Origin of the sequence: Pseudomonas sp. MM211 (assembly GCF_020386635.1) — a bacterium.
Taxonomy (GTDB): domain Bacteria; phylum Pseudomonadota; class Gammaproteobacteria; order Pseudomonadales; family Pseudomonadaceae; genus Aquipseudomonas.
The window spans coordinates 5,030,606-5,052,989 of the sequence record NZ_CP081942.1 but is presented as its reverse complement, the minus strand read 5'-3'; the positions used below and the strand labels follow the sequence as shown (position 1 = coordinate 5,052,989).

The window sequence follows — 22,384 nt, the reverse complement described above, 5'->3', positions numbered from 1 at the left end:
TCTCATAACGCTAAATGTAAAAGCGGGCTGCGCCCGCGATGATCATCAAGTCTATCGCGTGCACAGCCCGCTCGGGCAAAGCCTGGCTCAGTTGTGAGCGTGCAGGGCTTCGTTTAGCTCAATCGCCGACTTGTTGGTCTTGCACTCCACCGCGCCACTTTGCGAGTTGCGACGGAACAGCAGGTCGGCCTGGCCAGCCAGATCACGACCCTTGACCACCTTGACCAGGTTGTTCTGGTCGTCGAGCAGGGCGATCTTGGTGCCAGCGGTCACGTACAGGCCGGCTTCGACGATGTTGCGATCGCCTAGCGGGATACCGATACCGGCGTTGGCGCCGATCAAGCAGCCTTCGCCCACGGAAATGACGATGTTGCCGCCGCCAGACAGGGTGCCCATGGTCGAGCAGCCGCCGCCCAGATCCGAACCCTTGCCGACGAATACGCCAGCGGATACGCGGCCTTCGATCATGCCGGGGCCGGCGGTGCCCGCGTTGAAGTTGACGAAGCCTTCGTGCATCACGGTGGTGCCTTCACCGATGTAGGCGCCCAGACGGATACGCGCGCTGTCAGCGATACGCACGCCGCTAGGTACCACGTAGTCGGTCATTTTCGGGAACTTGTCCACCGAGAAGACTTCCAGCAGGTCGCCCTTCAGGCGCGCTTCCAGTTGACGCTCGGTCAGTTCGACCAGATCCACCGCACCCTGGCTGGTCCAGGCGACGTTGGGCAGCAGCGGGAAGATGCCGGTCAGGTTCAGGCCGTGTGGCTTGACCAGGCGATGCGACAGCAGATGCAGCTTGAGGTAAGCCTCGGGGGTGCTGGTCAGGGCGGCATCTTCGGCCAGCAGAGTGGCGACCAGCGGCTTGGCGCTTTCCGCCAGGCGGGTGAGCAGGGCGCTCTGTACCGAGTCGATATTTTTCAGGGCACTGGCCAGTTCACCGGCCTGCTGGTTGGTCAGCGCGATGGCCTGGTTGCCGCCGCTGTAGCCGAGCTTCTCGGTGACCTTGGCAACCAGTTCGGCGCTCGGGTTGAGCAGGGGCTGTGCATAGAACACTTCCAGCCAGGTGCTTTGACGGTTTTGGGTGCCGACCCCGAAGGCCAGGCTGAACAGAGTGTTGGACATGATCTTTTCCTTGCAACGAATTCGATTTAGGTGACGGTATCAGGCCAGTTCGGCGGCATAACGCTCGGGTTTGAAGCCGACCAGCGTACGCGCGCCCAGATCCAGCACGGGGCGCTTGATCATCGACGGTTGGGCCAGCATCAGTTCGATAGCTTTGGCCTGGTCGAGATCGCTCTTCTGGGCGTCGTCGAGCTTGCGAAACGTGGTACCGGCGCGGTTGAGGATGGTTTCCCAGCCGTGCTCGTCACACCACTTCTGCAGATTGCCGCGGTCGATGCCGGCGGTCTTGTAGTCGTGAAACTGGTAAGCGATACCTTGCTCTTCGAGCCAGGTACGGGCCTTCTTCATGGTGTCGCAGGCCTTGATCCCATAAAGGACGTTACTCATTGATTTCCCTCGGAAGGATTCCACTCGTCGAATCCTCCTCAATACCTTGTTAATTGCGAGCGGTGGATTATGCCACGTCGGCCCGGCTTGCGGCGCTGTCAGGGCATAACTCAATCTTCGTGCCCTGCGCAGCCTCTATCCGACGCGTTAGAATGCAGAGCCCATGCGCGCCATGTGGCCTTGTTCGTAAAGGATCTCTCCCGTCATGCAGCTTCTCTACACCATCCTGACCATGTTGCTGGTGGTCAGTGGTACCCGTATCAGCGCCCAGTTCATTCCCCTGCCTCTGCCGATCCTGCAGATTCTGATCGGCGCATTGTTGGCGATTCCGGTACTGGGGCTGCATGTGCGGCTAGACCCCGAGTTGTTCCTCCTGCTGTTCATTCCGCCGCTGTTGTTCGTCGATGGTTGGCGCATGCCCAAGGGGCAGTTTCGCAAGCTGCGTACACCGATCCTGTTTCTGGCTTTTGCCCTGGTGTTCTTCACCATTCTCGGTGCCGGTTATTTCATTCATTGGTTGCTGCCTCAGGTGCCGCTGGCGGCCTGCTTCGCACTGGCGGCGGTGCTGTCGCCAACCGATGCGGTAGCGGTTTCGGCGATTGCCCACGGGCGCCTGCCCAGCACCTTGAACAACCTGCTGCAGGGCGAGGCGCTGATGAACGACGCCTCGGGCCTGGTGGCCTTCAAGTTCGCCGTGGCGGCGACGCTGACCGGGGTGTTCTCGTTTTCCGATGCCAGCCTGCAGTTCGTGCTGGTAGCCGTTGGCGGGCTGCTGATCGGCCTGGCGCTGAGCTATCTGTTGGGTCGCCTGCGGGCCTGGATGATCGCCCGCGGCTGGGAGGAGCCGGCGCCCCATGTGTTGCTGATGCTGTTGCTGCCTTTCGCCGCCTACGTGGCCGCTGAGCACCTGGGGCTGTCTGGCATTCTCTCGGCGGTTGCCGCCGGCATGATGCAAAGCCGCCTCGATCTGCTGCCACGGCAGACCACCACGCGCCTGCTCAATCGCGGGGTGTGGGCGATGCTCGAATTCACCTTCAATGGCCTGATATTTCTGCTCCTGGGCCTGCAGTTGCCGGACATCATCAAGGCCGTGATCGGTGATCACGCTGACTCCTGGCAACTGCTGCTGCCGGCGTTGGGTTACGTGCTGGCGGTGTATGCCGTGCTGATGGCGCTACGTTTCGTATGGGTCTACAGCTACTGGCGCACCTCCGGGATACTGCGCCGCTGGCGCGGCAAGTCGACCCGTTTCGCCGGACAATCGCGCCTCGCTCTGACTGCAGTGCTGACCCTGGGTGGCGTACGGGGTGCCGTGACGCTGGCCGGCGTAATGTCGTTGCCACTCCTGCTCAACAATGGCCAGGCGTTTCCCGAGCGTGATCTGCTGATCCTCATCGCTGCTGGGGTGATCCTGCTGTCGCTGCTGGTCGCCAGCGTGGCGCTGCCAAGCCTGCTGCCGCTGCTGCCTCAGGACAATGTGGCCCGCCAGGAGGGCGAGCTCAACCGTCACCGCGCTCAGGTGCTGCAGGCGGCCATTCGCTGCCTGGAGGCCGACGATGAAAAGGCTGCGGATACCGATGGGGCCATCGCTGCGGCCGAGATCCGCGCCAAGCTGATGAGCGAGTACCGCGATCTGCTCGAGCGCACCCGTACGCGCAGTGCCGAAGAGTCGCGTGACAACCAGCGCCAGGCCGACCAACTGGAGTACCGCATGCGTCTGCATGCGCTGCGTACCCAGCGCCTGGAGTTGTACCGGATGCGCAAGGAGCACCAGCTAGACGACGACATGCTGGCGGAAATCCTCCGCGACCTGGACAACGCCGAGGCGCGCCTGCTCAAGGGTTAAGGGCTGTTGACGTTTCAGCGCAAGCCGCGTTGCTGCGAGAAATCTCGCCAAGCGAGGCGGAGGACGCAGGGAATGGCATCCCCTTTTCAAGTCCTCCAACGACGCATGGCGAGATTTCCCGCGCAAACCGTAGGGCTCCGGCGCGGTCGTGCTGAAACATCAGCAGACCCTAGTCAGGGCTCGTAGTGCTTCAGCTGGCGGGCGATCAGCAAGCGCTGGATCTCGCTGGAGCCCTCGTAGATCTGGGTGATGCGCGCATCCCGGTAGTAGCGCTGCACCGGAAAGTCCTCCAGATAACCGTAGCCGCCATGCACCTGGAGCGCCTTTGAGCACACCCGCTCGGCCATTTCCGAAGCGAACAGCTTGGCCTGGGAGGCTTGCGACAGGCATGGCTGGCCGGCACTGCGCAGGCGGGCGGCGTGCAGGGTAAGCAGGCGCGCAGCGTTGATCTGGGTGTGCATGTCGGCGAGCATGTTGGCGATGCTCTGATGCTCGCCTATGGGTTTGTCGAACTGCACCCGTTCGCGGGAGTAGAGCAGCGCTGCCTCGAAGGCCGCGCGGGCGATGCCGACGGCCTGGGCGGCGATACCGATGCGTCCGCCCTCCAGATTGGACAGGGCGATGCTCAGCCCCTTGCCACGCTCGCCGAGTAGATTCCCTGCGGGGATGCTGCAGTTTTCCAGGGCGATGGCGCAGGTGTCCGAAGCGCGAATGCCCATCTTGTGTTCACTGCGTTCGATGCGAAAGCCAGAAGTGTTGGTCGGCACCAGAAAGGCCGAGATGCCTTTTTTGCCGAGCGTGGCATCGGTAACCGCGAAGACGATCGCCAGGCCGGCGCGGCGGCCGTTGGTGACGAATTGCTTGGCGCCATTGAGTACCCAGTGATCGCCGCGCAGTTCGGCACGGGTACGCAGGTTATGAGCCTCGGAACCTGCTTGGGGTTCGGTCAGGCAGAAGCAGCCGATCACTTCTCCACTGGCCAGGCGCGGTAGCCATTCGTCCTTCTGGCTATCGCTGCCGTAATTGAGCAGCGGGCCGCAGCCTACCGAGTTGTGCACGCTCATCAGGGTGCCGGTCGCGGCATCGGCGGCGGAGACTTCCTCGATGGCCAGCGCATAGGCCACATAGTCGAGATAACTGCCGCCCCAGGTATCCGGGACGATCATTCCCAGCAGGCCCATTTCGCCCATCTGGGCTACCACCGCGTCATCGATCCAGCCGGCTTTTTCCCACTCTGCTGCGTGGGGGGCGATGGCGCGCCGGGCGAACTGTCGGGTGCAGTCGCGGATCATGCGTTGTTCGTCGTCCAGTTCGATGTCGTGCATAGCGACCTCTCTGTTGTCATTGGCCCATGCCGGATCGCGGCAAGCGGGCAGGCACGGCCATCACGGATCACGTGGTTGGCCTGATTACAGGGTCGCCCAGGAACGGGCTAATCGCAAACGGTGAAGTGCGCGCGGTGACGGTCGTCACCGCGCGGGAGAGATCAGTTCTGCTGGCGCAGCTGCTCGATCAGGTTGCTGTCCGGATAGCCATCGGCTGGCCAGCCAAGTTGCAGCTGGAAGGCACGAATCGCTTTGCGCGTGTTGGCGCCAATGATGCCGTCCGCATGGCCAGAGTCGAAACCACGGGCGTTCAAGCGTTCCTGCAGTTCGACACGTTCGCTACGGCCCAGTTGCCGATCGCCTTCCGGCCAAGTGCCCTGCACGCCATTGCCACCACGCATGCTGTCCGACAGCAGACCGATCGCCAGCGCATAGGACGTGGAGTTGTTGTAGCGCAGGATGCTGCGGAAGTTGCTCAGCAGCAGGAACGCCGGTCCACGGTGCCCAGCGGGCAGCAGTAGGGTGGCACTGGCATCATCACGTGGGGAACCTAGCGGCTGCCCCACTGGGTGAATGCCAAGGGCACGCCATTCTCTCAGGCTGCGGCGCACTTCCGGGTCGGCCAGGGCGTAGTCGAAGCCCTGCGGTAGTTGCACTTCGAAGCCCCAGGGCTGGCGCAGTTGCCAGTTGGAGCCTTGCAGGTAGTGAGCCGCCGAGGCCAGGGCGTCGGCCTGGGACGTCCACACATCGCGCTTGCCGTCGCCGTCGAAGTCCACCGCGTGTTCGTTATAGGTGGTGGGCATGAACTGGGTCTGGCCCATGGCGCCGGCCCAGGAGCCGACCAGGCTTTCCGGGGCAATATCGCCATGCTGGAGAATCTGCAGGACAGCCAGCAACTGGCTGCGCCAGAAGGCCTGGCGGCGGCCCTCGTAGGCAAGCGTCGCCAGGGAGCGCACCACGTTGTGGCTGCCGATGTTGCTGCCGAAGTTGCTTTCCAGGCCCCAGATGGCGACCAGGGTTTCCGCGTCGACCCCATAGCGCTGCTCGATCTGATTGAGCAGCGCGCGGTTCTGCGTGAGCAGGATACGGCCACGGGCGACTCGGCTGGGGGAAACGGCCCCTTTCAGGTATTCCCATACTGGGCGGCTGAATTCTGGCTGGCTGCTGTCGGCCTTGACCACGTCCGGATTTGGGACGACGCCTGCAAAGGCGCGGTCGAACAGGGTCGGGCTAATACCGGCGGCCATCGCGTCGCTACGCAGCAAGTCACGCCACTGTTCGAAGCTCAGTTGCTCCTGAACCGGCTGGGTGAAAGCGATGTGGGTCGGGGCCTTGCTCTGCGGGATGCTCGGAGCCGCCAATGGCTGAGCAGGGGCGTCGGCACAGGCCGTGAGCAAAAGCAGAAAACTGGCCGCAGCGGTGACGGGCAGGCCGCGAGTGAACAGGTTGGGCATGATTATCTCAACACGTTTTGCAGGCGAGCACCTTAGCACGGATGAGCGAGAATGCGGGCTGTGGGAGCGCTCACGCGGCCTTGGCGGGCGCTTTAAAAAGTATCTGCGCTGTCATTACTGCACTGAATACAGGCTTAGAACGCTCGTTTCCAGTCAGTAAGTTGCGCGTTATTCAGGCTGTGTGAAAACTACTGCGCTCGGGCATGCGGCGTTAAAAACCAGCTCAAAATGCTCATTTACAACTCGTAAACTGCGCTTTTGACTCACTACGTTCGCCCTACGGGCCAGCCTTCGGCTGTTACTCCGCTGCGCTACGTTTCGCCGGTTTGCGGGGGCGCCCAGCCCTTGCCTGACCTTCGCTCGCTACGTTTTCACACGGCCTGTATTGCCTGCTTTTTTATTGAGCTGGCTGTCTCACTTGGGCTTTTCAACACCCTAAGAAACGAAAAAGCCTCCCAGTTTTGCTGGGAGGCTTGGCGGTTGTAGCTGCCTTTTCCTTTACCGGGGCGTTCCTGGCGTGAGCGGAACAGCGGCTGGGCAACGATGGATTTGGCCTTGTTCGGGCGTGCTTTTTTGCTCATGGCGTGTCCTTGATCAATGCTCGCGTCGATGCGAACGAAGCAAATGATGCGCTGCTACTAGGGTGATGTCCACACCCAATGTAGGCGTTAAGCACCGAGCTTCAGGCGCTGCCCGGCCATCATCAACACCAGGCGTGACAGGCTGGCCCAAGGATCACCTGCTGCCTGGCCCTTGACCTGGGCATCGATCTGCTGGGCGTCCATCAGCAGCGCATTCCAGCGTGCCGGCGAGTGACGCTGCAGGGCTTTGCTCACCAGCGGGCGGCGTTTGTCCCAGACCGGGGGGCGTGCCGAAGCGAAGGCCTTGTCCAGCGGTACGCCCTGGCTGAACTGATAGGAAATATTGGCCAGTTGGCGCAGCTCGCGGGCCAGCATCACCACGATGAACAGCGACTCCTGGCCTTCGCCACGCAAACCGTCAAGCATGCGCAGGGCGTGGGCGGCTTCGCCATTGAGGATGGCATCGATCAGGCCGAAAACGTCGTAACGAGCGCTATCGGCAACGGCTGCCTGCACGGTGCTAGCATCGATCTGCTGGCCGTCTGCGAGCAGCTTGAGCTTCTCGATTTCCTGGGCCGCGGCAAGCAAATTGCCTTCCACTCGTGCGGCAATCAGATCCACCGCTTCCGCAGTGGCGTTCATGCCGGCCTGGGCCAGGCGCTGGCGAATCCACTGTGGCAACTGGCTGGCGTCCACTGGCCATATCTGCACGAACTGGCAGTGTGGGCCGTCGATCAGGGCCTTGGCCCACTTGGTCTTCTGCGCGCTGCCGTCGAGTTTGGGCAGGCTGATTAGCAGCAGAGTGTCTTCCGGCGGGCGACCCAGGTACTCGATGATCGCTGCAGCGCCCTTGTCGCCAGGCTTGCCGTTGGGGATGCGCAGTTCGATGACGCGCTTCTCGGCGAATAGCGACATGCTGGCGCCGGCTTGATAGAGCACGCCCCAGTCAAAATTGGCTTCGGCGTGAAACACCTCGCGCTCGCTGAAACCTTGCGCACGGCTGGCGTTACGAATGGCGTCACTGGCTTCCTGGCACAACAGTGCTTCGTCGCCGCAGACCACGTAGACGGGAGCCAGGGAACCTTGAAGGTGTTTGCCGAGTTGGGCGGGAGCGAGTTTCATGGGTCGAGAAACCGAGGGGCCACCATAGTGGCCCCAGCCGGCTTATTGCACCGGCAGTTCGATGGGCGATTGCTGCGGCTGTGCGGCTTCGCGCTGGCGTGCGGCTTCCAGTGCGTCGGCTTCCGCCTTGGCTTTGGCTTCAGCTGTCTGCTGCAGAGCGTCGAGCTGATCCGGAGTGATCTGCTGCAGGCGTTGGGCCAGCTGCTGTACTAGGTCACGGCGCATTTCGGTGCGCAGTTGAGCCGACTCCTGATCGTTGCTGATCAGGTTGTTGGAGTCCTGTACGTAATAGGTCTGCACTTCCAGCTGGTTGCTCAGCAGCAGCAGATTCTTGGCGCCGCGAATCTCGTAGTTCAGAGTCAGGGTGCGCTCGTACTCGGCGCTGCGAGCTGAGCTGGTGTAGCTGGCGGAGCGCTGTGTTTCCTGTTCACCGGCCAGGTAGAGCTTGTAGGCGGCGCCAGGGAAGACGCGAACACCATTGCTTTCCAGCACGTCACGCACATCACGTACGGTTTCGCCGTAGCTGTCGCGTGCGCCGACCTCTAGTTCTTTGAGAGCGAACTGTACGTCGCCGGTACCGCGCAGCTGGAAGCCACATGCGCCGAGCAGGCTTGCCAGGCCGATTACCAACAGATTGCGCTTGATCATCTCGTTATCCCCTTGTCCTGCTGGCTCCGCTGGCCAGCATGGGCAGGCACGGGTGCCTGCGTTGCCGATACGTTGACCCGGTGCCGGCAGCATGCCGACACCTCAGTTGTCGCCTCAGTTGGCGACGATGTTGACCAGCTTGCCAGGCACCACGATGACCTTGCGGATCGTCAGCCCTTCGGTGAAGCGTTGTACGTTTTCGTTGCTGCGGGCAGCCGCTTCGACCGCCTCGCGGCTGGCGTCGGCCGGCACGTCGATCTGGCCGCGCAGTTTGCCGTTGACCTGAATCACCAACTGCAGGCTGTCTTGCACCAGAGCCGATTCGTCCACGGCTGGCCATGTGGCGTCGATGATCGCTTCCTCGTGACCCAGTTCCTGCCACAGTTCGTGGCTGATATGCGGGGTGATCGGGGCGAGCAGCAGGGCGACGGTTTCCAGACCTTCTTGCAGCAGAGCGCGCTGTTGATCGTTGTCCTGTGGGGCTTTCTCCAGCACGTTCATCAGGGTCATCACCTGGGCGATGGCCGTGTTGAATTTGTTGTGCTGGCCGATATCCAGGCTCGCCTGTTTGATTGCCAGGTGAATGGAACGGCGGACTTCCTTGCTGCTGTCGTCAAGTTCGGCGACATCCAGTACGCCCGGCAGCCCTTTGCTGACGTGGCCCTGAGCCAGGCGCCAGACGCGGCGCAGGAAACGGTTCGCGCCTTCAACGCCGGCGTCTGACCATTCGCAGCTCATGTCGGGTGGGGATGCGAACATCATGAACAGGCGGCACGTGTCCGCGCCGAACTGGTCGATCATCGACTGTGGGTCGACGCCGTTGTTCTTCGATTTGGCCATTTTCTCGGTGCCACCGATTTCCACCGGCAGACCATCGGATTTCAGCTTGGCGCTGATGACCTTGGCCTTGCTGTCACGCTCAAGCTCGACATCGGCCGGGTTGAACCAGGTAAAACCACCATTGGCTTCGCGACGGTAGTAGGTGTCGGCGACCACCATGCCCTGAGTCAGCAAGTTCTTGAAGGGTTCATTCGACGACACCAGGCCTTCGTCACGCATCAGCTTGTGGAAGAAGCGCGCGTAGAGCAGGTGCAGGATGGCATGTTCGATCCCGCCGATGTACTGATCGACCGGCAACCAGTGGTCGGCCGCGGATTTGTCTACCAGGCCGCCTTCATAATGCGGCGAAGCGTAGCGAGCGTAGTACCACGAGGACTCGACGAAGGTGTCCATGGTGTCGGTTTCACGCTTGGCCGGGGCACCGCATTTCGGGCAGTTGCATTCGTAGAACTCGGGCATGCGCGCCAGAGGCGAGCCTGCGCCATCGGGCACTACGTCTTCAGGCAGTACGACTGGCAGTTGATCTTCCGGTACCGGTACGTCGCCACAGGCGCCGCAGTGGATGATCGGGATCGGGCAGCCCCAGTAGCGCTGGCGGCTGATGCCCCAATCGCGCAAACGGAACTGAGTGCGCGAGGCGCCGAGTTGCTTCTTCAGCAGGGCGACTTCGATGGCGTCGAAGGCACCTTCGAAGTCCAGGCCGTCGAACTCGCCGGAATTGATCAGTTGGCCGTGCTCGTTGTACGCGGCTTGCCACGGTGCAGGTGTTTCGTCACCGGCACTGGTGCGAACCACGGCCTTGATCGGCAACTGGTACTTGATGGCGAATTCGAAATCGCGCTCGTCATGAGCGGGCACGGCCATGACCGCGCCGTCGCCGTAGTGCATCAGCACATAGTTGGCGACCCACACTGGCAGTTTCTCGCCGGTCAGTGGGTGCTCGACGAACAGTGGCGTGGGCATGCCACGCTTTTCCTGAGTGGCGACGTCGGCTTCCGCCACGCTGCCGGCTTTGCATTCAGCGATGAACGCCTGCAGCTCAGGGTTGTTCTGTGCGGCCAGCGTCGCCAGCGGGTGTTCGGCGGCCACCGCGACATAGGTCGCGCCCATCAGGGTGTCGGGACGGGTGGTGAAGACTTTCAGTACACCCGCTTCGCCGATCGAGTCGACGTCGTAAGGGAACTGCACTTCCATGCCGCGGGATTTGCCGATCCAGTTGCGCTGCATGGTCTTGACCTGTTCTGGCCAGCCATCCAGTTCATCCAGACTGCTCAAGAGCTCATCCGCGTAGGCGGTGATCTTGAAGTAGTACATGGGGATTTCGCGTTTCTCGATCACTGCGCCGGAGCGCCAGCCACGGCCGTCGATGACCTGCTCGTTGGCCAGTACGGTCTGGTCGACCGGATCCCAGTTCACGGTGCCGTTCTTGCGATAGATCACACCTTTTTCGAAAAGGCGGGTGAACAGCCATTGTTCCCAGCGGTAGTAGTCCGGCTTGCAGGTGGTGATTTCGCGAGACCAGTCCACCGCCAGGCCCAGGCTACGCAGCTGGGTCTTCATGTAGGCGATGTTTTCGTACGTCCACTTGGCGGGTGCCACGTTGTTTTTCATGGCGGCGTTTTCCGCCGGCATGCCGAAAGCGTCCCAGCCCATGGGCTGCAGCACGTTCTTGCCCTGCATGCGCTGGTAGCGCGCGATCACGTCACCGATGGTGTAGTTGCGCACGTGCCCCATGTGTAGCTTGCCGCTCGGGTAGGGGAACATCGACAGGCAGTAGAACGTCTCCTTGCCGGGTTGTTCGCTGACTACAAAGGAGTTCTGCGAATCCCAGTGGGATTGCGCGGCGGCTTCGATTTCGCGTGGCTGATACTGTTCGTGCATGGCTACTTTGCGCTAGGGAAATGGGCTTTCGGGAAACGCCGTAGCATACATGACCCCCCTTGACGGAGGGAAACGCTGATTGCTCTGGCGGGCGTGTGGCTCACCGTTTGTCGCGGTACACGGCTCGCCCCAGAGGGAGCGCTAAGCTGATCTGAAGGGCGCGTTGCCCGGAGGTGTACGATGGAACATTCAGCGAATAACGATGGTGGCGGTGACCCCTATGGACGCCTGCTGCAACGGCTGACTTCGGCCCTCGATGAAGCCGACAGCCTCGCGCGTTTGTCCGACGCGCCTTGCGCTGACATGGAGGTACGCGGTTTGTCCGCTGCAGAACTGGCACTGATCACCGCGTACATGAGCAATGATCACCAATGGCTGAAGGGCTGGCACGCCACTACTGCGCAGCACTACCTGTCCGGTGTGGCATCTTTGGAGCCCGTGCAACCTCCTTTCGAACGTCATTCAGTCTTCTATTGTGGGCAGTGGCACCCATCCGCTGCGGTTCTTCCCGACATCTAGCGTTCAGGTTCGTGTTGGCGATTGAGTGCGGCTCCGCTCGTGCAGTACGGTTTTTCTCATCTCAAAAGGCGGCGCGGGTTGTACTGCAGTCGCAACTGCCTCTAGGCTTCGACCCTTTCCGGAGGTGCTCGATGCCGCTTCGCTACATGCTCAAGCAATTCTTCATGCCGCCCGGCATTCTCCTGCTGTTGCTTGTGCTCGCCTGGTTTCTGCGGCGGCGCTTTCCGCGGCTGGCGGCAGGCTGTTTCGCCATTGGGCTGGGCGGGTTGTGGTTGATGAGCCTGCCGGTGACGGTGGAGTGGGCGGCGCGGCTGATCGAGCGTGAGCCTGCGCTGGTTCAGGAAAGTTGGGCTGGATTGGCGCAACATGCGGACGTTATCGTCGTATTGGGTGGCGGACGGGATTCTGCAGACCCGGCCTGGGGCGCAGATCAGCCCAGTGCCATAGCGTTGGAGCGTACCCGCTATGCTGCGCGCCTGGCCAAGGCTTCCGGGTTACCGGTGCTGACCACCGGTGGGCTGCATTTCGGTCGGCCGCCGAGTGAAGCGAGGCTAATGGCTGACGTGATGAGTGAGGATTTCGGTGTCGAGGTGCGCTGGCGGGAAGAGCGCAGCCGTACGACCTGGGAAAACGCGCTAGAAAGCGCCGCCATGCTGCAGCCCGGAGGTATTCGCCGTGTGGTGCTGGTGACCCAGGCCTGGCACATGCCGCGCTCGCGCTGGAGTTTCGAACAAGCTGGCTTTGAGGTGGTGGCCGCGCCCGTGGGGTTTATCGGCGGGCCCAACGATCGTCCGCTAGGCGGCTGGCTGCCAGAGGGCAAGGCCGTATGGCAAAGCACCTTGCTGCTTAACGAAGTGGTGGGCAGCTTGGCATACCCGCTGGTCTATGGGCGTTAGCGTTTTGTCATCGCACGTGATGGCGACGCATGGGAGGGCATTGCGATCGTTGGGTTGTGGATGGAGCACACGTCTGGTGTGCGCTCCATCCACTCGATTGGCACTTCTGCCATCTATTGCCCAGCGGTCTGCCGGCGCCTGAACAATGCCCAAACCAACAGCAGGCCGCACAGGATGATCAGCGGCCAGGAGCGCCATTGCAGGTACGGCGTCAGGTGCTGCATGGGCTGCACTTCACCGTAAAGGGTGCCTTGCTCGAACTGCGGCAAGCGTTCGGTAATGCGGCCGAAGGGATCGATCAGTACGGTCACGCCATTGTTGGTGGCACGAATCATCCAGCGGCCGGCCTCTAGGGCGCGCATCTGGGCCATTTGCAGGTGTTGCAGCGGGCCGATCGAGGTGCCGAACCAGGTGTCGTTGCTCACCGTTAGCAACAGATCACTCTGCGCGGCGAGGTTTGCGGCGAACTCTGGGTAGACCACTTCGTAGCAGATGAATGTCGCGATGCGATGCCCTTTGGCCTCCAGTAGCGGCTGATCGGCGTCGCCGCGGGCGAAATCCGACATCGGCAGGTCGAAGAAGGCGATCAGGCCGCGCAGCACTTCCTGTAGCGGTACGTATTCACCGAAAGGTACCAGCCGCTGCTTGAGGTAGTCGCCACTACCCTGGCCGACCACGCTAACGCCATTGTAGTAACGCAACTCACCGTGCTCGTTAAGCTGGCGAATCGGTACGCCGGTGATCAGTGCGCTCTGGCGGTCGCTGGCGAAACGATCCATCACGCTGAGATAGCCGGTGGCTTGTTCTTTGAGTACCGGGACGGCGGTTTCCGGCCAGATCAGCAAGTCGGTCGGCTTGCTGCTGAAGCTCATGTCGCGGTACAGCGCGAGTTGCGCATTGAGCTGTGCCGGATCCCACTTGAGGTTCTGCTCCACGTTGCCTTGGATGGCCGCAACGCTTAGTGGCTCGCCAGCCGGCGCTGTCCAGGCGTGATCCTTGAGTAGCGCGCCGCTAAGCCAGGTTGCGATCAATAGGCCGAGTGCTGCAGCCAGTTGCGGCTTATGTCTATAGGCGCGTGGCAGATTGACCAGCAGTGCGGCGCTCAGCACCAGCGCAAAGGACAATAGCCAGACACCACCCACTGGCGCGAGGCCGGCCAGCGGGCCGTCGAGCTGGCTATAGCCGGCATAGAGCCACGGGAACCCGGTGAGGAACCAGCCACGAAAGGCTTCCTGAACGACCCACAAAGCGGCGAAAACCAGGGCGTCCGTTACCAGTGATGCATTGCGGCGCAGCAATAAAGCCCACAACCAGGCCAATAGAGCGAAGAACAGGCCGAGACCGGCGACGAAACCCAGGGTCAGAAACGCAGCCAGGGGCGGTGACGCGGCGCCGTAGTCGTGAATGCTCACATACACCCAACTGGTGCCTGAAGCGAACAGGCCGAAACCGTACCACCAGCCGCGCCAGGCGGCCTGGCGCGGCGTCAGGTCGCGTAGCCCGCGGTAGAGCAGGGCAATCGACAGCAGTGCCAACGGCCAGATGCCGTAAGGCGCCAGTGCCAGGGTGATAAGCGCACCGGCGAGGAGGGCGATCAGATTGCCGGGCCAGCCGGGGCGGAACAGTCGATTCATCAGGATGCTCGTGAGGGGAGTGAGAAGCGCCCCGCTTGCAGGGCGCTACAACGCGTCAGCGGGCCAGCGGCGTCAGGCGCAGCAGGTGTACGCGGCGGCTGTCGGCATTCAGTACGCGGAAACGGAACTCGCCGATCACTGTCACTTCGTTACGCTTGGGCAGGTGGCCGAAGGCGCTCATTACCAGGCCGCCGACGGTGTCGAACTCGTCGTCGGAGAAGTCAGTGGTAAAGGCTTCGTTGAAGTGGTCGATAGGCGTCAGCGCCTTGACCAGGAAGTCGCCGCTGGGCAGTGGTTTGACGTAGCTGTCTTCCTCGACGTCATGCTCGTCCTCGATGTCGCCGACGATCTGCTCAAGCACATCTTCGATGGTCACCAGGCCGGCGACACCGCCGTACTCGTCGATCACCACGGCCATGTGGTTGTGGTTGGCGCGGAACTCGCGCAGCAGCACGTTGAGGCGCTTGGACTCTGGTACGAAAGTCGCCGGGCGCAGCATGTCGCGGATATTGAAGTCGGGCTGGTCGGCTAGCAGCAATGGCAGCAGATCCTTGGCGAGGAGGATGCCGAGCACATCATCGAGGGTTTCGCCAATCACCGGATAACGTGAGTGCGCCGCTTCGATGATCACCGGGAGGAATTCTTTGGGAGACTGGCTGGCCTTGATGGTGACCACCTGGGAGCGCGGCACCATGATGTCGCGGACCTGCAGGTCCGCGACCTGGATAGCGCCTTCGACGATGGCCAGCGCCTCGCTGTCGAGCAGTTTGTTTTGGTGCGCATCGCGCAGAACTTCCAGCAGTTCCTGGCGGTTCTTCGGCTCATGAGCAAAAGCCTGGGTCAGTTTATTCAACCAGGACTTCTGCTCGTTGCTCGATCGGTCTTCGCTCATGGGGGTTTACTCGGGATCCTTGCTTCTATTCGTCGCCGGCATACGGGTCGGGATGACCCAGCTCGGCGAGCAATAATCGTTCCAGCGCTTCCATCTCCTCGGCTTCCTCATCATCGATGTGGTCGTAGCCGAGCAGGTGCAGGCAGCCGTGTATCACCAAATGCGCCCAGTGCGCTTCCAGTGTCTTGCCTTGTTCGATGGCTTCGCGCTCGACCACTGGTACACAGATCACCAGGTCGCCGAGCAGCGGGATATCCAGCAAATCATCAGGTACATCGGCGGGAAAGGACAATACGTTGGTGGCGTAGTCCTTGTGTCGCCAGGTGTGATTGAGCTCGCGGCCTTCCGCCTCGTCGACCAGGCGAATGGTCAGTTCCGAGTCGGCAGTGCGCTGGCGCAGGGCCAACTCACACCAGGCTTGAAAGGCACCCTCGGCGGGTAAGTGGTCGCCGTCACTGGCGACCTGCAGATCCAGCTCGATCATGTGTCTGACCTGGCACCCGGGTCGTTGTCCGCCGGGCGGCGGTCGAAGGGCTTGTGTTCGGTTTCGAAGCGCTCGTAAGCCTCGACGATGCGCTGCACCAGTGGGTGGCGCACTACGTCCTTGGGTTTGAAGTGAGTGAAGCTGATGCCCGGCACGCCATTGAGTACCTCGAGCACGTGAGTCAGGCCACTCTTGGTGCCGCGCGGCAGGTCGACCTGGGTGATGTCGCCGGTGATCACTGCCGTGGAGCCGAACCCGATACGGGTCAGGAACATCTTCATCTGTTCCATCGTGGTGTTCTGGCTCTCATCGAGAATGATGAAGCTGTTGCTCAGCGTGCGGCCGCGCATGTAGGCCAGCGGCGCGACCTCTATCACCTGTTTTTCGATCAGTTTGGCAACCTGCTCGACACCCAGCATCTCGTAGAGCGCGTCGTACAGCGGGCGCAGGTAAGGGTCGATTTTCTGCGACAGGTCGCCAGGCAGGAAGCCCAGCTTCTCACCGGCCTCGACCGCCGGGCGTACCAGCAGGATGTGGCGGATCTGCTCGCGTTCCAGTGCATCGACTGCGCAGGCCACGGCCAGGTAAGTCTTGCCTGTACCTGCCGGGCCGATGCCGAAGTTGATGTCGTGGTCGAGGATCGCTTTCACGTAAAGCTGCTGGTTGGCGCCACGCGGACGAATCATGCCCTTGCGGGTGCGCAAGGCGATGTGGGTGTGGGCGCTGGGGTTGTTCAGCTCCTCGATACCCGATTCTTGCAGGAACAGGTGCACCGTATCCGGCGACAGCTCGGCGCTGTCGGTTTCGCGATACAGGCGACGTATCAGGTTCTCGGCAGAGGTGGTTTGCCCTGGCTCGCCGAGCAGCTCGAACTGATTGCCACGGTTACGGATCTCGATGCCCAGACGTGATTCGATCAGGCGCAGATGCTCGTCGAATTGCCCGCTGAGGTTGGCGAAGCGCTTGGCTTCAAAGGGTTCGAGGGTGAAACGATGAGGTTCTATGGATGTATTCAAAGTTGTATTTTGGCCGCCAGTCGGCTGAGTTGAAGGCAGAGAATAGCGCTAGCCGTCGCCGGGGAAAAGCACGGTCGATGACCGTGCTGCGCGGTGGCATGTTTTAGAGCGTCCTGCGCTCAGTGGCGCTCGATCAGCGTGCCACGCAATGAATGTGGCATCGCCTCGTCGATATGTACATCGACGAATTGGCCGATCAGCTGTGGGTTGCTGCACGGAAAGTTGACGTAGCGGTTGTTCTCGGTGCGGCCCTGCAGCTTGCCGGGATCTTTTTTCGAAAAGTCGTTGACCAGAATGCGCTGCACACTGCCGACCATACGCCGACTGTTTTCGAAACCCTGCTGGTTGAGGCGATTTTGCAAAATTTTCAGGCGCTGCTTTTTCACTTCTTCCGAGGTGTTGTCGACCAGATCGGCCGCCGGGGTACCGGGGCGCGAGCTGTAGACGAAGGAGTAGGAGAAGTCGAAACCAACCTCTTCCACCAGCTTCATGGTTTGCTCGAAATCTTTCTCGGTTTCGCCGGGGAAGCCGATGATGAAGTCCGAACTGATGACGATATCCGGCACTGCAGCCCTGAGCTTGCGGATGCGTGATTTGTATTCCAGTGCGGTGTGGTTGCGCTTCATCGCCGCAAGAATACGGTCAGAGCCCGATTGCACCGGCAGGTGCAGGAATTTCACCAATTCTGGGATCTCGGCATGGGCCTTGATCAGCGCGTCGGAGAACTCCAGCGGATGGCTAGTGATGTAGCGGATGCGGTCGATGCCATCGATAGCCGCGACCAGATACAGCAATTCGGCGAAGTCGGTGATACCGCCTTCGCGATTGGTACCCCGGTAGCCGTTGACGTTCTGGCCAAGGAGGGTCAGTTCACGCACGCCGTTTTCGGCTAGATGGATGATTTCGGTCAGCACATCGTCCAGTGGGCGGCTGACTTCCTCACCGCGGGTGTAAGGCACCACGCAAAAGGTGCAGTACTTGCTGCAGCCTTCCATCACGGACACGAGCGCGCTGGGGCCGTCGACGCGGGGCTCGGGCAGGCGATCGAACTTCTCGATCTCGGGGAAGGAAACATCCACTTGAGCGATCTTGGTGCTGCGTGCCGCATCGATCATCTCTGGTAGGCGATGCAAGGTCTGCGGGCCAAAGACCACATCGACATAGGGTGCGCGATCACGAATCGCCGCACCTTCCTGGCTGGCCACGCAGCCGCCAACGCCGATCACCAGATCTGGGTTCTCCAGTTTCAATTCACGCCAGCGGCCTAGTTGAGAGAACACCTTGTCCTGGGCTCTTTCGCGGATCGAGCAGGTATTGAGCAGGATGATGTCGGCGTCTTCCGCACGCTCGGTCACTTCCAGGGCCTGATGCTCGCCCAGCAGGTCGACCATGCGCGAGCTGTCGTACTCGTTCATCTGGCAACCGTGGGTTTCGATATAGAGCTTCTTGGTCATGGCACTGCCTGGAGTGATTGAAAAATAGTGCGAAGAATTTTTAACGTCGCGTCAGCGACGATCCACAGGATGGCCGCCAGCAGCGGGCCATAAATATGACCGCGCAGTATAAGGGCCTTGGCCGACCGAGGCCACAAGCTATGGATAAGACGAGGCGACCTCGTGCCCAGCAGGCGTGCTAAGATTCGCGCCCTCTTATTGACTGCCAGCCAATAGCTACCCATGACAAAGCGTGAACCGATCTACAAGGTGATTTTCCTTAACCAGGGCCAGGTGTATGAGATGTACGCCAAGCAGATCTTCCAAAGTGATCTGTGGGGCTTTCTGGAAATCGAGGAATTCGTCTTTGGCGAGCGCACCCAAGTGGTCGTCGACCCCAGCGAGGAAAAGCTCAAGGCCCAGTTCGATGGCGTGGTGCGCAGCTTCGTGCCGATGCATTCGATTGTGCGCATCGATGAAGTCGAACGCCTGGGTACGCCGAAGATCAGCGAGGCCAAGGGCGGCGGCAATATCATGCCGTTCCCCATGCCGATGCCTGATAAATAAGCAACAGGCTGCAGGCTGCTGGCAACCCGTTGGTTTTGACGGGAGCCTGCCTGGCGTGACTTATTTCAGTGGGGCGAAAGGCGACAGGCCGTCGGCGGCCTGCAGTTCCTGCAGATAATTGCGGAAAATCTGCCCCAGCACCTGGGTGGCGACTTCGAGCTCGGCTCTTGGCATTTGCAGCGATACTTCGTCGGCGCTGTCCATGGCTTCGTCTGAGCCATTGACCGCGGCCATCTTCAGCACGATATAAGCCTGCACGTTATTGGCGGCCACACCCTCGCCACGGAAGAACATCATGCCCAGGTGATATTGCGCCTGCGCATGGCCTTGCAGCGATGCGCGCTCGAACCAGCTGAGTGCCTGGGGAAGGTCGCGCTCGGTAGCCCTGCCGTCGTAATAAAACTCGCCAAGCTCGTACTGCGCCTGAGCATCACCGCCTTCGGCAGTCTGCTGGCAGGCCTGCAAGGCGTCGGGCAGGTCTTCGGGGGCGACGTTCAGCGAGCAGCTGCCGGTCGCCGGGATCAGCAATGAGTTTCCGTCCGCCAGTGCTAGCAATGGCAGCAGGAGCAACAGGCAGCCCAGAGACAGGGTGCGGCCGGTGCGCTTCATGAAGATCCAGATACCTCGAGGTGCTGACAGGGTGGATGACGGCGAAGCAAATGCGTCCGCCATCACATTATGAAATAAGCCGCACCGTTCTTACAAAGTGTTTGGCGCCTTTTCTGCCCCATCGTGGCGCGCATCGACCGCCTGTTAGCTGCGAATTGCGCGCCGATGCGGCTAAAATCGGCGGCTGATGCCTTATAGAGGATCAGCCGCAGAGCCACAGGCTCGACCATTATGCGCGCGAATCAAGAAAAGCCGCGCATGAACGATCGAGATCACGCCTGCTTGAGGCTGGCGAACGCGCGTTCGGCGGCGTCCAGAGTCAGTTTCAGCTCGGCTTCGCCGTGGGCGATGGAAGTGAAACCTGCCTCGAACGCACTCGGTGCCAGGTACACACCGCCTTCCAGCATCAGGTGGAAGAAGCGCTTGAAGCGTTCTGCATCGCTGGCCATTACGTCGTCGAAGGTGACGATGTCGTCAGCGCCGCTGAAATACAGGCCGAACATGCCGCCCGCCTGAGTGGTGACGAAGGGAATGCCGGCCGCATCGGCGCGCTCTTGCAGACCCTGCAGCAGCTTGCTGGTGTAGTCGCTCAGTTCGGCATGGAAGCCCGGGCGGCTGATCAGCTTCAGGGTGGTCAGGCCGGCGGCCATGGCCAGCGGGTTGCCGGACAGTGTACCGGCCTGGTAGACCGGGCCGAGCGGGGCGATACGCTCCATGATCGCGCGCTTGCCGCCGAAGCAGCCCACCGGCATGCCGCCACCGATGATCTTGCCGAAGGTCGACAGGTCCGGCGTGACACCGTAATGCGCCTGGGCGCCGCCGAGGGCGACGCGGAAGCCGGTCATCACCTCGTCGAAGATCAGCACTACGCCGTGCTTGTCGCACTGCTCACGCAAACCTTCCAGGAAGCCTGGCGCTGGTGGTACGCAGTTCATGTTGCCGGCGACCGGCTCGACGATGATGCAGGCGACCTCGCTACCGACCTTGCCGAGCATCTCGGCGACGGCGTCGATATCGTTGAACGGCAGGGTCAGGGTGTGCTTGGCAAAAGCTGCTGGCACGCCCGCAGAGTTGGGTACGCCCTGGGTCAGCGCCCCGGAGCCGGCCTTGACCAGCAGACTGTCGGAGTGGCCGTGGTAGCAGCCTTCGAACTTGATGATGCTGTCGCGGCCGGTGTAGCCGCGAGCCAGGCGGATGGCGCTCATGGTCGCTTCGGTGCCGGAGCTGACCATGCGCACCATTTCCATGGATGGCACCAGTGCACAGACCAGATCGGCCATCTCGGTTTCCATGGCGGTCGGGGCGCCGTAGGAGAGGCCATGGTCGAGCTGACGGCGTACCGCGTCGATCACTTCCGGGTGGCTGTGGCCGAGGATCATCGGCCCCCAGGAACCGACGTAATCCACATAGCGCTTGTCGTCCTCATCCGTCACGTAGGCGCCTTCTGCGTGCTTGAAGAACAGCGGCGTGCCGCCCACGCTCTTGAAGGCGCGAACCGGCGAGTTGACGCCACCGGGGATGTGTTTCTGGGCGTTGGCGAAGAGGATTTCGGAGCGTGACATGGTAGAGCCTCTTGGAAATGAATTAGGCCGATTGGAACAGGGCGCTGAAGGCATGCGCGCGGCGCTCCACTTCGGCAGCTGAATCCGCGGCGAACAGGGCGTGGATCACCGCGATCATGCTGGCGCCCCTTTCGATCAAGGGGGCGGCGTTGTGCAGGTCAATGCCACCAATGGCGACGATCGGCAACTGCACGCGTGCTTTGGCGCTGGCCAGCAGGTCGAGCGTGGCCGCTGGTGCGCCGGGTTTTGTGTGGGAATTGAAGAAGCGCCCGAAGGCCACGTAGCTGGCGCCTTCGCGGGCGGCCTGTTCGGCCAGCTCCAGGCGGGCGTGGCAGGTGCCGCCGATGACCGCCTTGCGTCCGAGCAGGGCGCGGGCCACGGCCAGCGAACCATCTTCCTGGCCTAGGTGCAGGCCGACACCCAAACGGGCGGCCAGCTCGGCGTCGTCATTGATGATCAGCGCCGCGCCGTAGCGTTCGCAGAGACCACGCAGGGCCTCGGCCTCGCGCAAGCGGCGGGCTTCATCACCGGACTTGTCGCGGTATTGCAGCACGCGTGCACCGCCAGCCAGGGCCGCCTCGACATAGGGCAGCAGCTTGCCGCCAGCGAGCAGTTGGCTATCGGTGATCGCGTACAGACCTCTTAGCTTGGCGCGGCGGGCGGGCATCAGGAGAGATCCAGCGGCAGGCGGCGAGGGATGAACTGGCCGCGGCCCGGCTGTTCAGCGTCGCGCAGGGTGCGCCAGGTGTAATCCAGGGCTGTTTCGACCGCGCTGATCAGATCCTGCCCCAACGCTATACGCCCGGCGAGGGTGCTGGCCAGGGTGCAGCCGGAGCCATGATAGCTGCCAGGCAGGCGTGGGCAGGTGAAGGTGTGCTGGCTGCCATCGCGCAGGTACAGACGGTTGTGCACCGCATCGCTTTCGTCGCCATGGCCGCCGGTGATCAGCAGGTGGCGGATGTGCGGCAGCAGCTTGTCCGCACATTCGTCAGCCGTGCCGTCTGGCAGTTCGGCGAGGATGCGTGCTTCCGGCAGGTTGGGCGTGGCGATGGTGGATACCGCGAACAGGCGCTCGCGCATGGCGAAACCGACTTCGTCCTTGCCCAGAGCGCCGCCACCGCCGGCACGCAGTACCGGGTCGCAGACCAACGGCACGCCTGGCAGTTTGTCCATGATCATCAGTACGGTTTCGACCATTTCAACCGAGCCGAGCATGCCCAGTTTGACCGCCGCTACCGGCATGTCGGCGATCACCGCATGGGCCTGAGCGAGCACCCAGTCGCGGTCGAGTACGCGAAAGTCGCTGACGTCGACGGTGTCCTGCACGGTCAGTGCGGTCACCGCAGGAGCCGCGTGGCAACCCTGGGCCAGCAGCGCTTCGATATCGGCCTGCAGGCCAGCGCCGCCGCTCGGATCGTGACCGGAGAGGCACAGCACCACTGGGCGCGAGGGGGCGAGGCGGGCGGTGCTGCGCGCGTAATCAGGGAGGCCGAAGTCGATCATCTGTGTCGCGGGTTCCGGTTGGCGGGTACGGCGGCAACTGCAGTACCTGGTTGGTCGGGGTTC

The 22,384-nt window shown here is 61.9% G+C and carries 20 protein-coding genes and 1 pseudogene; 4 read left to right on the top strand and 17 right to left on the bottom strand.

All coding sequences use genetic code 11. From position 1 onward, the window contains the following. Positions 1-87: 87 nt before the first annotated feature. Both dapD and K5Q02_RS23200 read right to left on the bottom strand, forming a co-directional pair. On the bottom strand, positions 88-1,122 hold the full coding sequence (gene dapD / locus K5Q02_RS23205; protein WP_225834785.1) for a 2,3,4,5-tetrahydropyridine-2,6-dicarboxylate N-succinyltransferase: 1,035 nt from the start codon (positions 1,120-1,122) through the stop codon (positions 88-90). A 39-nt stretch (positions 1,123-1,161) separates the two neighbouring features. Continuing rightward, the gene (locus K5Q02_RS23200) at positions 1,162-1,509 is read right to left on the bottom strand and encodes an ArsC family reductase (protein WP_225834783.1); all 348 of its coding nucleotides are present in this window, start codon (positions 1,507-1,509) and stop codon (positions 1,162-1,164) included. A 205-nt stretch (positions 1,510-1,714) separates the two neighbouring features. Between K5Q02_RS23200 and K5Q02_RS23195 the strand changes: the two genes are divergently transcribed. Further along, a complete protein-coding gene (locus K5Q02_RS23195; protein WP_225834782.1) occupies positions 1,715-3,355 on the top strand; it encodes a Na+/H+ antiporter in 1,641 nt (546 codons plus the stop codon). Positions 3,356-3,528: 173 nt separating this feature from the next. Here K5Q02_RS23195 and K5Q02_RS23190 read toward each other — a convergent pair whose 3' ends face one another. The 6 genes and pseudogenes from K5Q02_RS23190 to leuS form a co-directional block, all read right to left on the bottom strand. After that, entirely contained in the window at positions 3,529-4,680 is a 1,152-nt protein-coding gene (locus tag K5Q02_RS23190; RefSeq protein WP_225834780.1) for an acyl-CoA dehydrogenase family protein, read from the bottom strand. A 161-nt stretch (positions 4,681-4,841) separates the two neighbouring features. Next, positions 4,842-6,134, bottom strand: a complete 1,293-nt coding sequence (locus K5Q02_RS23185; protein ID WP_225834778.1) for a lytic murein transglycosylase — start codon at positions 6,132-6,134, stop codon at positions 4,842-4,844. Between the two features lie 449 nt (positions 6,135-6,583). Beyond that, a pseudogene (gene arfA, locus K5Q02_RS23180) lies at positions 6,584-6,715 on the bottom strand (alternative ribosome rescue factor ArfA); the annotation flags it as partial. 87 nt (positions 6,716-6,802) lie between these two features. Beyond that, positions 6,803-7,837: a DNA polymerase III subunit delta gene (gene holA, locus K5Q02_RS23175; RefSeq protein WP_225834776.1), complete on the bottom strand. Its 1,035-nt coding sequence runs from the start codon at positions 7,835-7,837 to the stop codon at positions 6,803-6,805. A 42-nt stretch (positions 7,838-7,879) separates the two neighbouring features. After that, the gene (locus tag K5Q02_RS23170; protein ID WP_225834774.1) at positions 7,880-8,485 is read right to left on the bottom strand and encodes an LPS-assembly lipoprotein LptE; all 606 of its coding nucleotides are present in this window, start codon (positions 8,483-8,485) and stop codon (positions 7,880-7,882) included. Between the two features lie 114 nt (positions 8,486-8,599). Then, on the bottom strand, positions 8,600-11,206 hold the full coding sequence (gene leuS, locus K5Q02_RS23165) for a leucine--tRNA ligase (protein ID WP_225834772.1): 2,607 nt from the start codon (positions 11,204-11,206) through the stop codon (positions 8,600-8,602). Between the two features lie 180 nt (positions 11,207-11,386). Between leuS and K5Q02_RS23160 the strand changes: the two genes are divergently transcribed. Both K5Q02_RS23160 and K5Q02_RS23155 read left to right on the top strand, forming a co-directional pair. After that, on the top strand, positions 11,387-11,725 hold the full coding sequence (locus tag K5Q02_RS23160; protein WP_225834750.1) for a hypothetical protein: 339 nt from the start codon (positions 11,387-11,389) through the stop codon (positions 11,723-11,725). Positions 11,726-11,856: 131 nt separating this feature from the next. After that, positions 11,857-12,621 (top strand): YdcF family protein, encoded by a 765-nt coding sequence (locus tag K5Q02_RS23155; protein ID WP_225834748.1) that lies wholly within the window; start codon positions 11,857-11,859, stop codon positions 12,619-12,621. 113 nt (positions 12,622-12,734) lie between these two features. Here K5Q02_RS23155 and lnt read toward each other — a convergent pair whose 3' ends face one another. The 5 genes from lnt to miaB all read right to left on the bottom strand — a co-directional run bounded on the left by lnt (position 12,735) and on the right by miaB (position 18,101). Continuing rightward, positions 12,735-14,255, bottom strand: coding sequence for an apolipoprotein N-acyltransferase (gene lnt / locus K5Q02_RS23150; RefSeq protein WP_225834746.1), 1,521 nt, complete (start codon positions 14,253-14,255; stop codon positions 12,735-12,737). 55 nt (positions 14,256-14,310) lie between these two features. Continuing rightward, entirely contained in the window at positions 14,311-15,147 is an 837-nt protein-coding gene (locus K5Q02_RS23145) for an HlyC/CorC family transporter (protein ID WP_225834744.1), read from the bottom strand. Positions 15,148-15,172: 25 nt separating this feature from the next. Next, on the bottom strand, positions 15,173-15,631 hold the full coding sequence (gene ybeY, locus K5Q02_RS23140; RefSeq protein WP_225834743.1) for an rRNA maturation RNase YbeY: 459 nt from the start codon (positions 15,629-15,631) through the stop codon (positions 15,173-15,175). After that, positions 15,628-16,647, bottom strand: coding sequence for a PhoH family protein (locus K5Q02_RS23135; RefSeq protein ID WP_225834741.1), 1,020 nt, complete (start codon positions 16,645-16,647; stop codon positions 15,628-15,630). The genes ybeY and K5Q02_RS23135 overlap by 4 nt, the downstream gene beginning before the upstream one ends. A gap of 119 nt (positions 16,648-16,766) precedes the next feature. Next, positions 16,767-18,101: a tRNA (N6-isopentenyl adenosine(37)-C2)-methylthiotransferase MiaB gene (gene miaB, locus K5Q02_RS23130; RefSeq protein ID WP_225834739.1), complete on the bottom strand. Its 1,335-nt coding sequence runs from the start codon at positions 18,099-18,101 to the stop codon at positions 16,767-16,769. Between the two features lie 222 nt (positions 18,102-18,323). Here miaB and K5Q02_RS23125 point away from each other — a divergent pair, with 222 nt between their 5' ends. After that, positions 18,324-18,647 (top strand): DUF1820 family protein, encoded by a 324-nt coding sequence (locus tag K5Q02_RS23125; RefSeq protein ID WP_225834737.1) that lies wholly within the window; start codon positions 18,324-18,326, stop codon positions 18,645-18,647. A 60-nt stretch (positions 18,648-18,707) separates the two neighbouring features. Here the strand turns inward: K5Q02_RS23125 and K5Q02_RS23120 are convergent, their stop codons facing one another. The 4 genes from K5Q02_RS23120 to K5Q02_RS23105 all read right to left on the bottom strand — a co-directional run bounded on the left by K5Q02_RS23120 (position 18,708) and on the right by K5Q02_RS23105 (position 22,321). After that, a complete protein-coding gene (locus K5Q02_RS23120; RefSeq protein WP_225834735.1) occupies positions 18,708-19,256 on the bottom strand; it encodes a tetratricopeptide repeat protein in 549 nt (182 codons plus the stop codon). 272 nt (positions 19,257-19,528) lie between these two features. Beyond that, positions 19,529-20,818: a glutamate-1-semialdehyde 2,1-aminomutase gene (hemL, locus tag K5Q02_RS23115; RefSeq protein ID WP_225834733.1), complete on the bottom strand. Its 1,290-nt coding sequence runs from the start codon at positions 20,816-20,818 to the stop codon at positions 19,529-19,531. Between the two features lie 22 nt (positions 20,819-20,840). After that, on the bottom strand, positions 20,841-21,485 hold the full coding sequence (thiE, locus tag K5Q02_RS23110) for a thiamine phosphate synthase (RefSeq protein WP_225834731.1): 645 nt from the start codon (positions 21,483-21,485) through the stop codon (positions 20,841-20,843). After that, complete coding sequence (locus K5Q02_RS23105) at positions 21,485-22,321, bottom strand: bifunctional hydroxymethylpyrimidine kinase/phosphomethylpyrimidine kinase (protein WP_225834730.1); 837 nt, start codon at positions 22,319-22,321, stop codon at positions 21,485-21,487. Before K5Q02_RS23105 ends, thiE begins: the two co-directional genes overlap by 1 nt. Between the last annotated feature and the right edge of the window lie 63 nt (positions 22,322-22,384).

What these genes read in the sequence shown, in the direction of transcription:
- dapD (WP_225834785.1), bottom strand. Translation starts at nt 1,122, where the DNA reads ATGTCCAACACTCTGTTCAGCCTGGCCTTCGGGGTCGGCACCCAAAAC.
- K5Q02_RS23200 (WP_225834783.1), bottom strand. Translation starts at nt 1,509, where the DNA reads ATGAGTAACGTCCTTTATGGGATCAAGGCCTGCGACACCATGAAGAAG.
- K5Q02_RS23195 (WP_225834782.1), top strand. Translation starts at nt 1,715, where the DNA reads ATGCAGCTTCTCTACACCATCCTGACCATGTTGCTGGTGGTCAGTGGT.
- K5Q02_RS23190 (WP_225834780.1), bottom strand. Translation starts at nt 4,680, where the DNA reads ATGCACGACATCGAACTGGACGACGAACAACGCATGATCCGCGACTGC.
- K5Q02_RS23185 (WP_225834778.1), bottom strand. Translation starts at nt 6,134, where the DNA reads ATGCCCAACCTGTTCACTCGCGGCCTGCCCGTCACCGCTGCGGCCAGT.
- holA (WP_225834776.1), bottom strand. Translation starts at nt 7,837, where the DNA reads ATGAAACTCGCTCCCGCCCAACTCGGCAAACACCTTCAAGGTTCCCTG.
- K5Q02_RS23170 (WP_225834774.1), bottom strand. Translation starts at nt 8,485, where the DNA reads ATGATCAAGCGCAATCTGTTGGTAATCGGCCTGGCAAGCCTGCTCGGC.
- leuS (WP_225834772.1), bottom strand. Translation starts at nt 11,206, where the DNA reads ATGCACGAACAGTATCAGCCACGCGAAATCGAAGCCGCCGCGCAATCC.
- K5Q02_RS23160 (WP_225834750.1), top strand. Translation starts at nt 11,387, where the DNA reads ATGGAACATTCAGCGAATAACGATGGTGGCGGTGACCCCTATGGACGC.
- K5Q02_RS23155 (WP_225834748.1), top strand. Translation starts at nt 11,857, where the DNA reads ATGCCGCTTCGCTACATGCTCAAGCAATTCTTCATGCCGCCCGGCATT.
- lnt (WP_225834746.1), bottom strand. Translation starts at nt 14,255, where the DNA reads ATGAATCGACTGTTCCGCCCCGGCTGGCCCGGCAATCTGATCGCCCTC.
- K5Q02_RS23145 (WP_225834744.1), bottom strand. Translation starts at nt 15,147, where the DNA reads ATGAGCGAAGACCGATCGAGCAACGAGCAGAAGTCCTGGTTGAATAAA.
- ybeY (WP_225834743.1), bottom strand. Translation starts at nt 15,631, where the DNA reads ATGATCGAGCTGGATCTGCAGGTCGCCAGTGACGGCGACCACTTACCC.
- miaB (WP_225834739.1), bottom strand. Translation starts at nt 18,101, where the DNA reads ATGACCAAGAAGCTCTATATCGAAACCCACGGTTGCCAGATGAACGAG.
- K5Q02_RS23125 (WP_225834737.1), top strand. Translation starts at nt 18,324, where the DNA reads ATGACAAAGCGTGAACCGATCTACAAGGTGATTTTCCTTAACCAGGGC.
- K5Q02_RS23120 (WP_225834735.1), bottom strand. Translation starts at nt 19,256, where the DNA reads ATGAAGCGCACCGGCCGCACCCTGTCTCTGGGCTGCCTGTTGCTCCTG.
- hemL (WP_225834733.1), bottom strand. Translation starts at nt 20,818, where the DNA reads ATGTCACGCTCCGAAATCCTCTTCGCCAACGCCCAGAAACACATCCCC.
- thiE (WP_225834731.1), bottom strand. Translation starts at nt 21,485, where the DNA reads ATGCCCGCCCGCCGCGCCAAGCTAAGAGGTCTGTACGCGATCACCGAT.
- K5Q02_RS23105 (WP_225834730.1), bottom strand. Translation starts at nt 22,321, where the DNA reads ATGATCGACTTCGGCCTCCCTGATTACGCGCGCAGCACCGCCCGCCTC.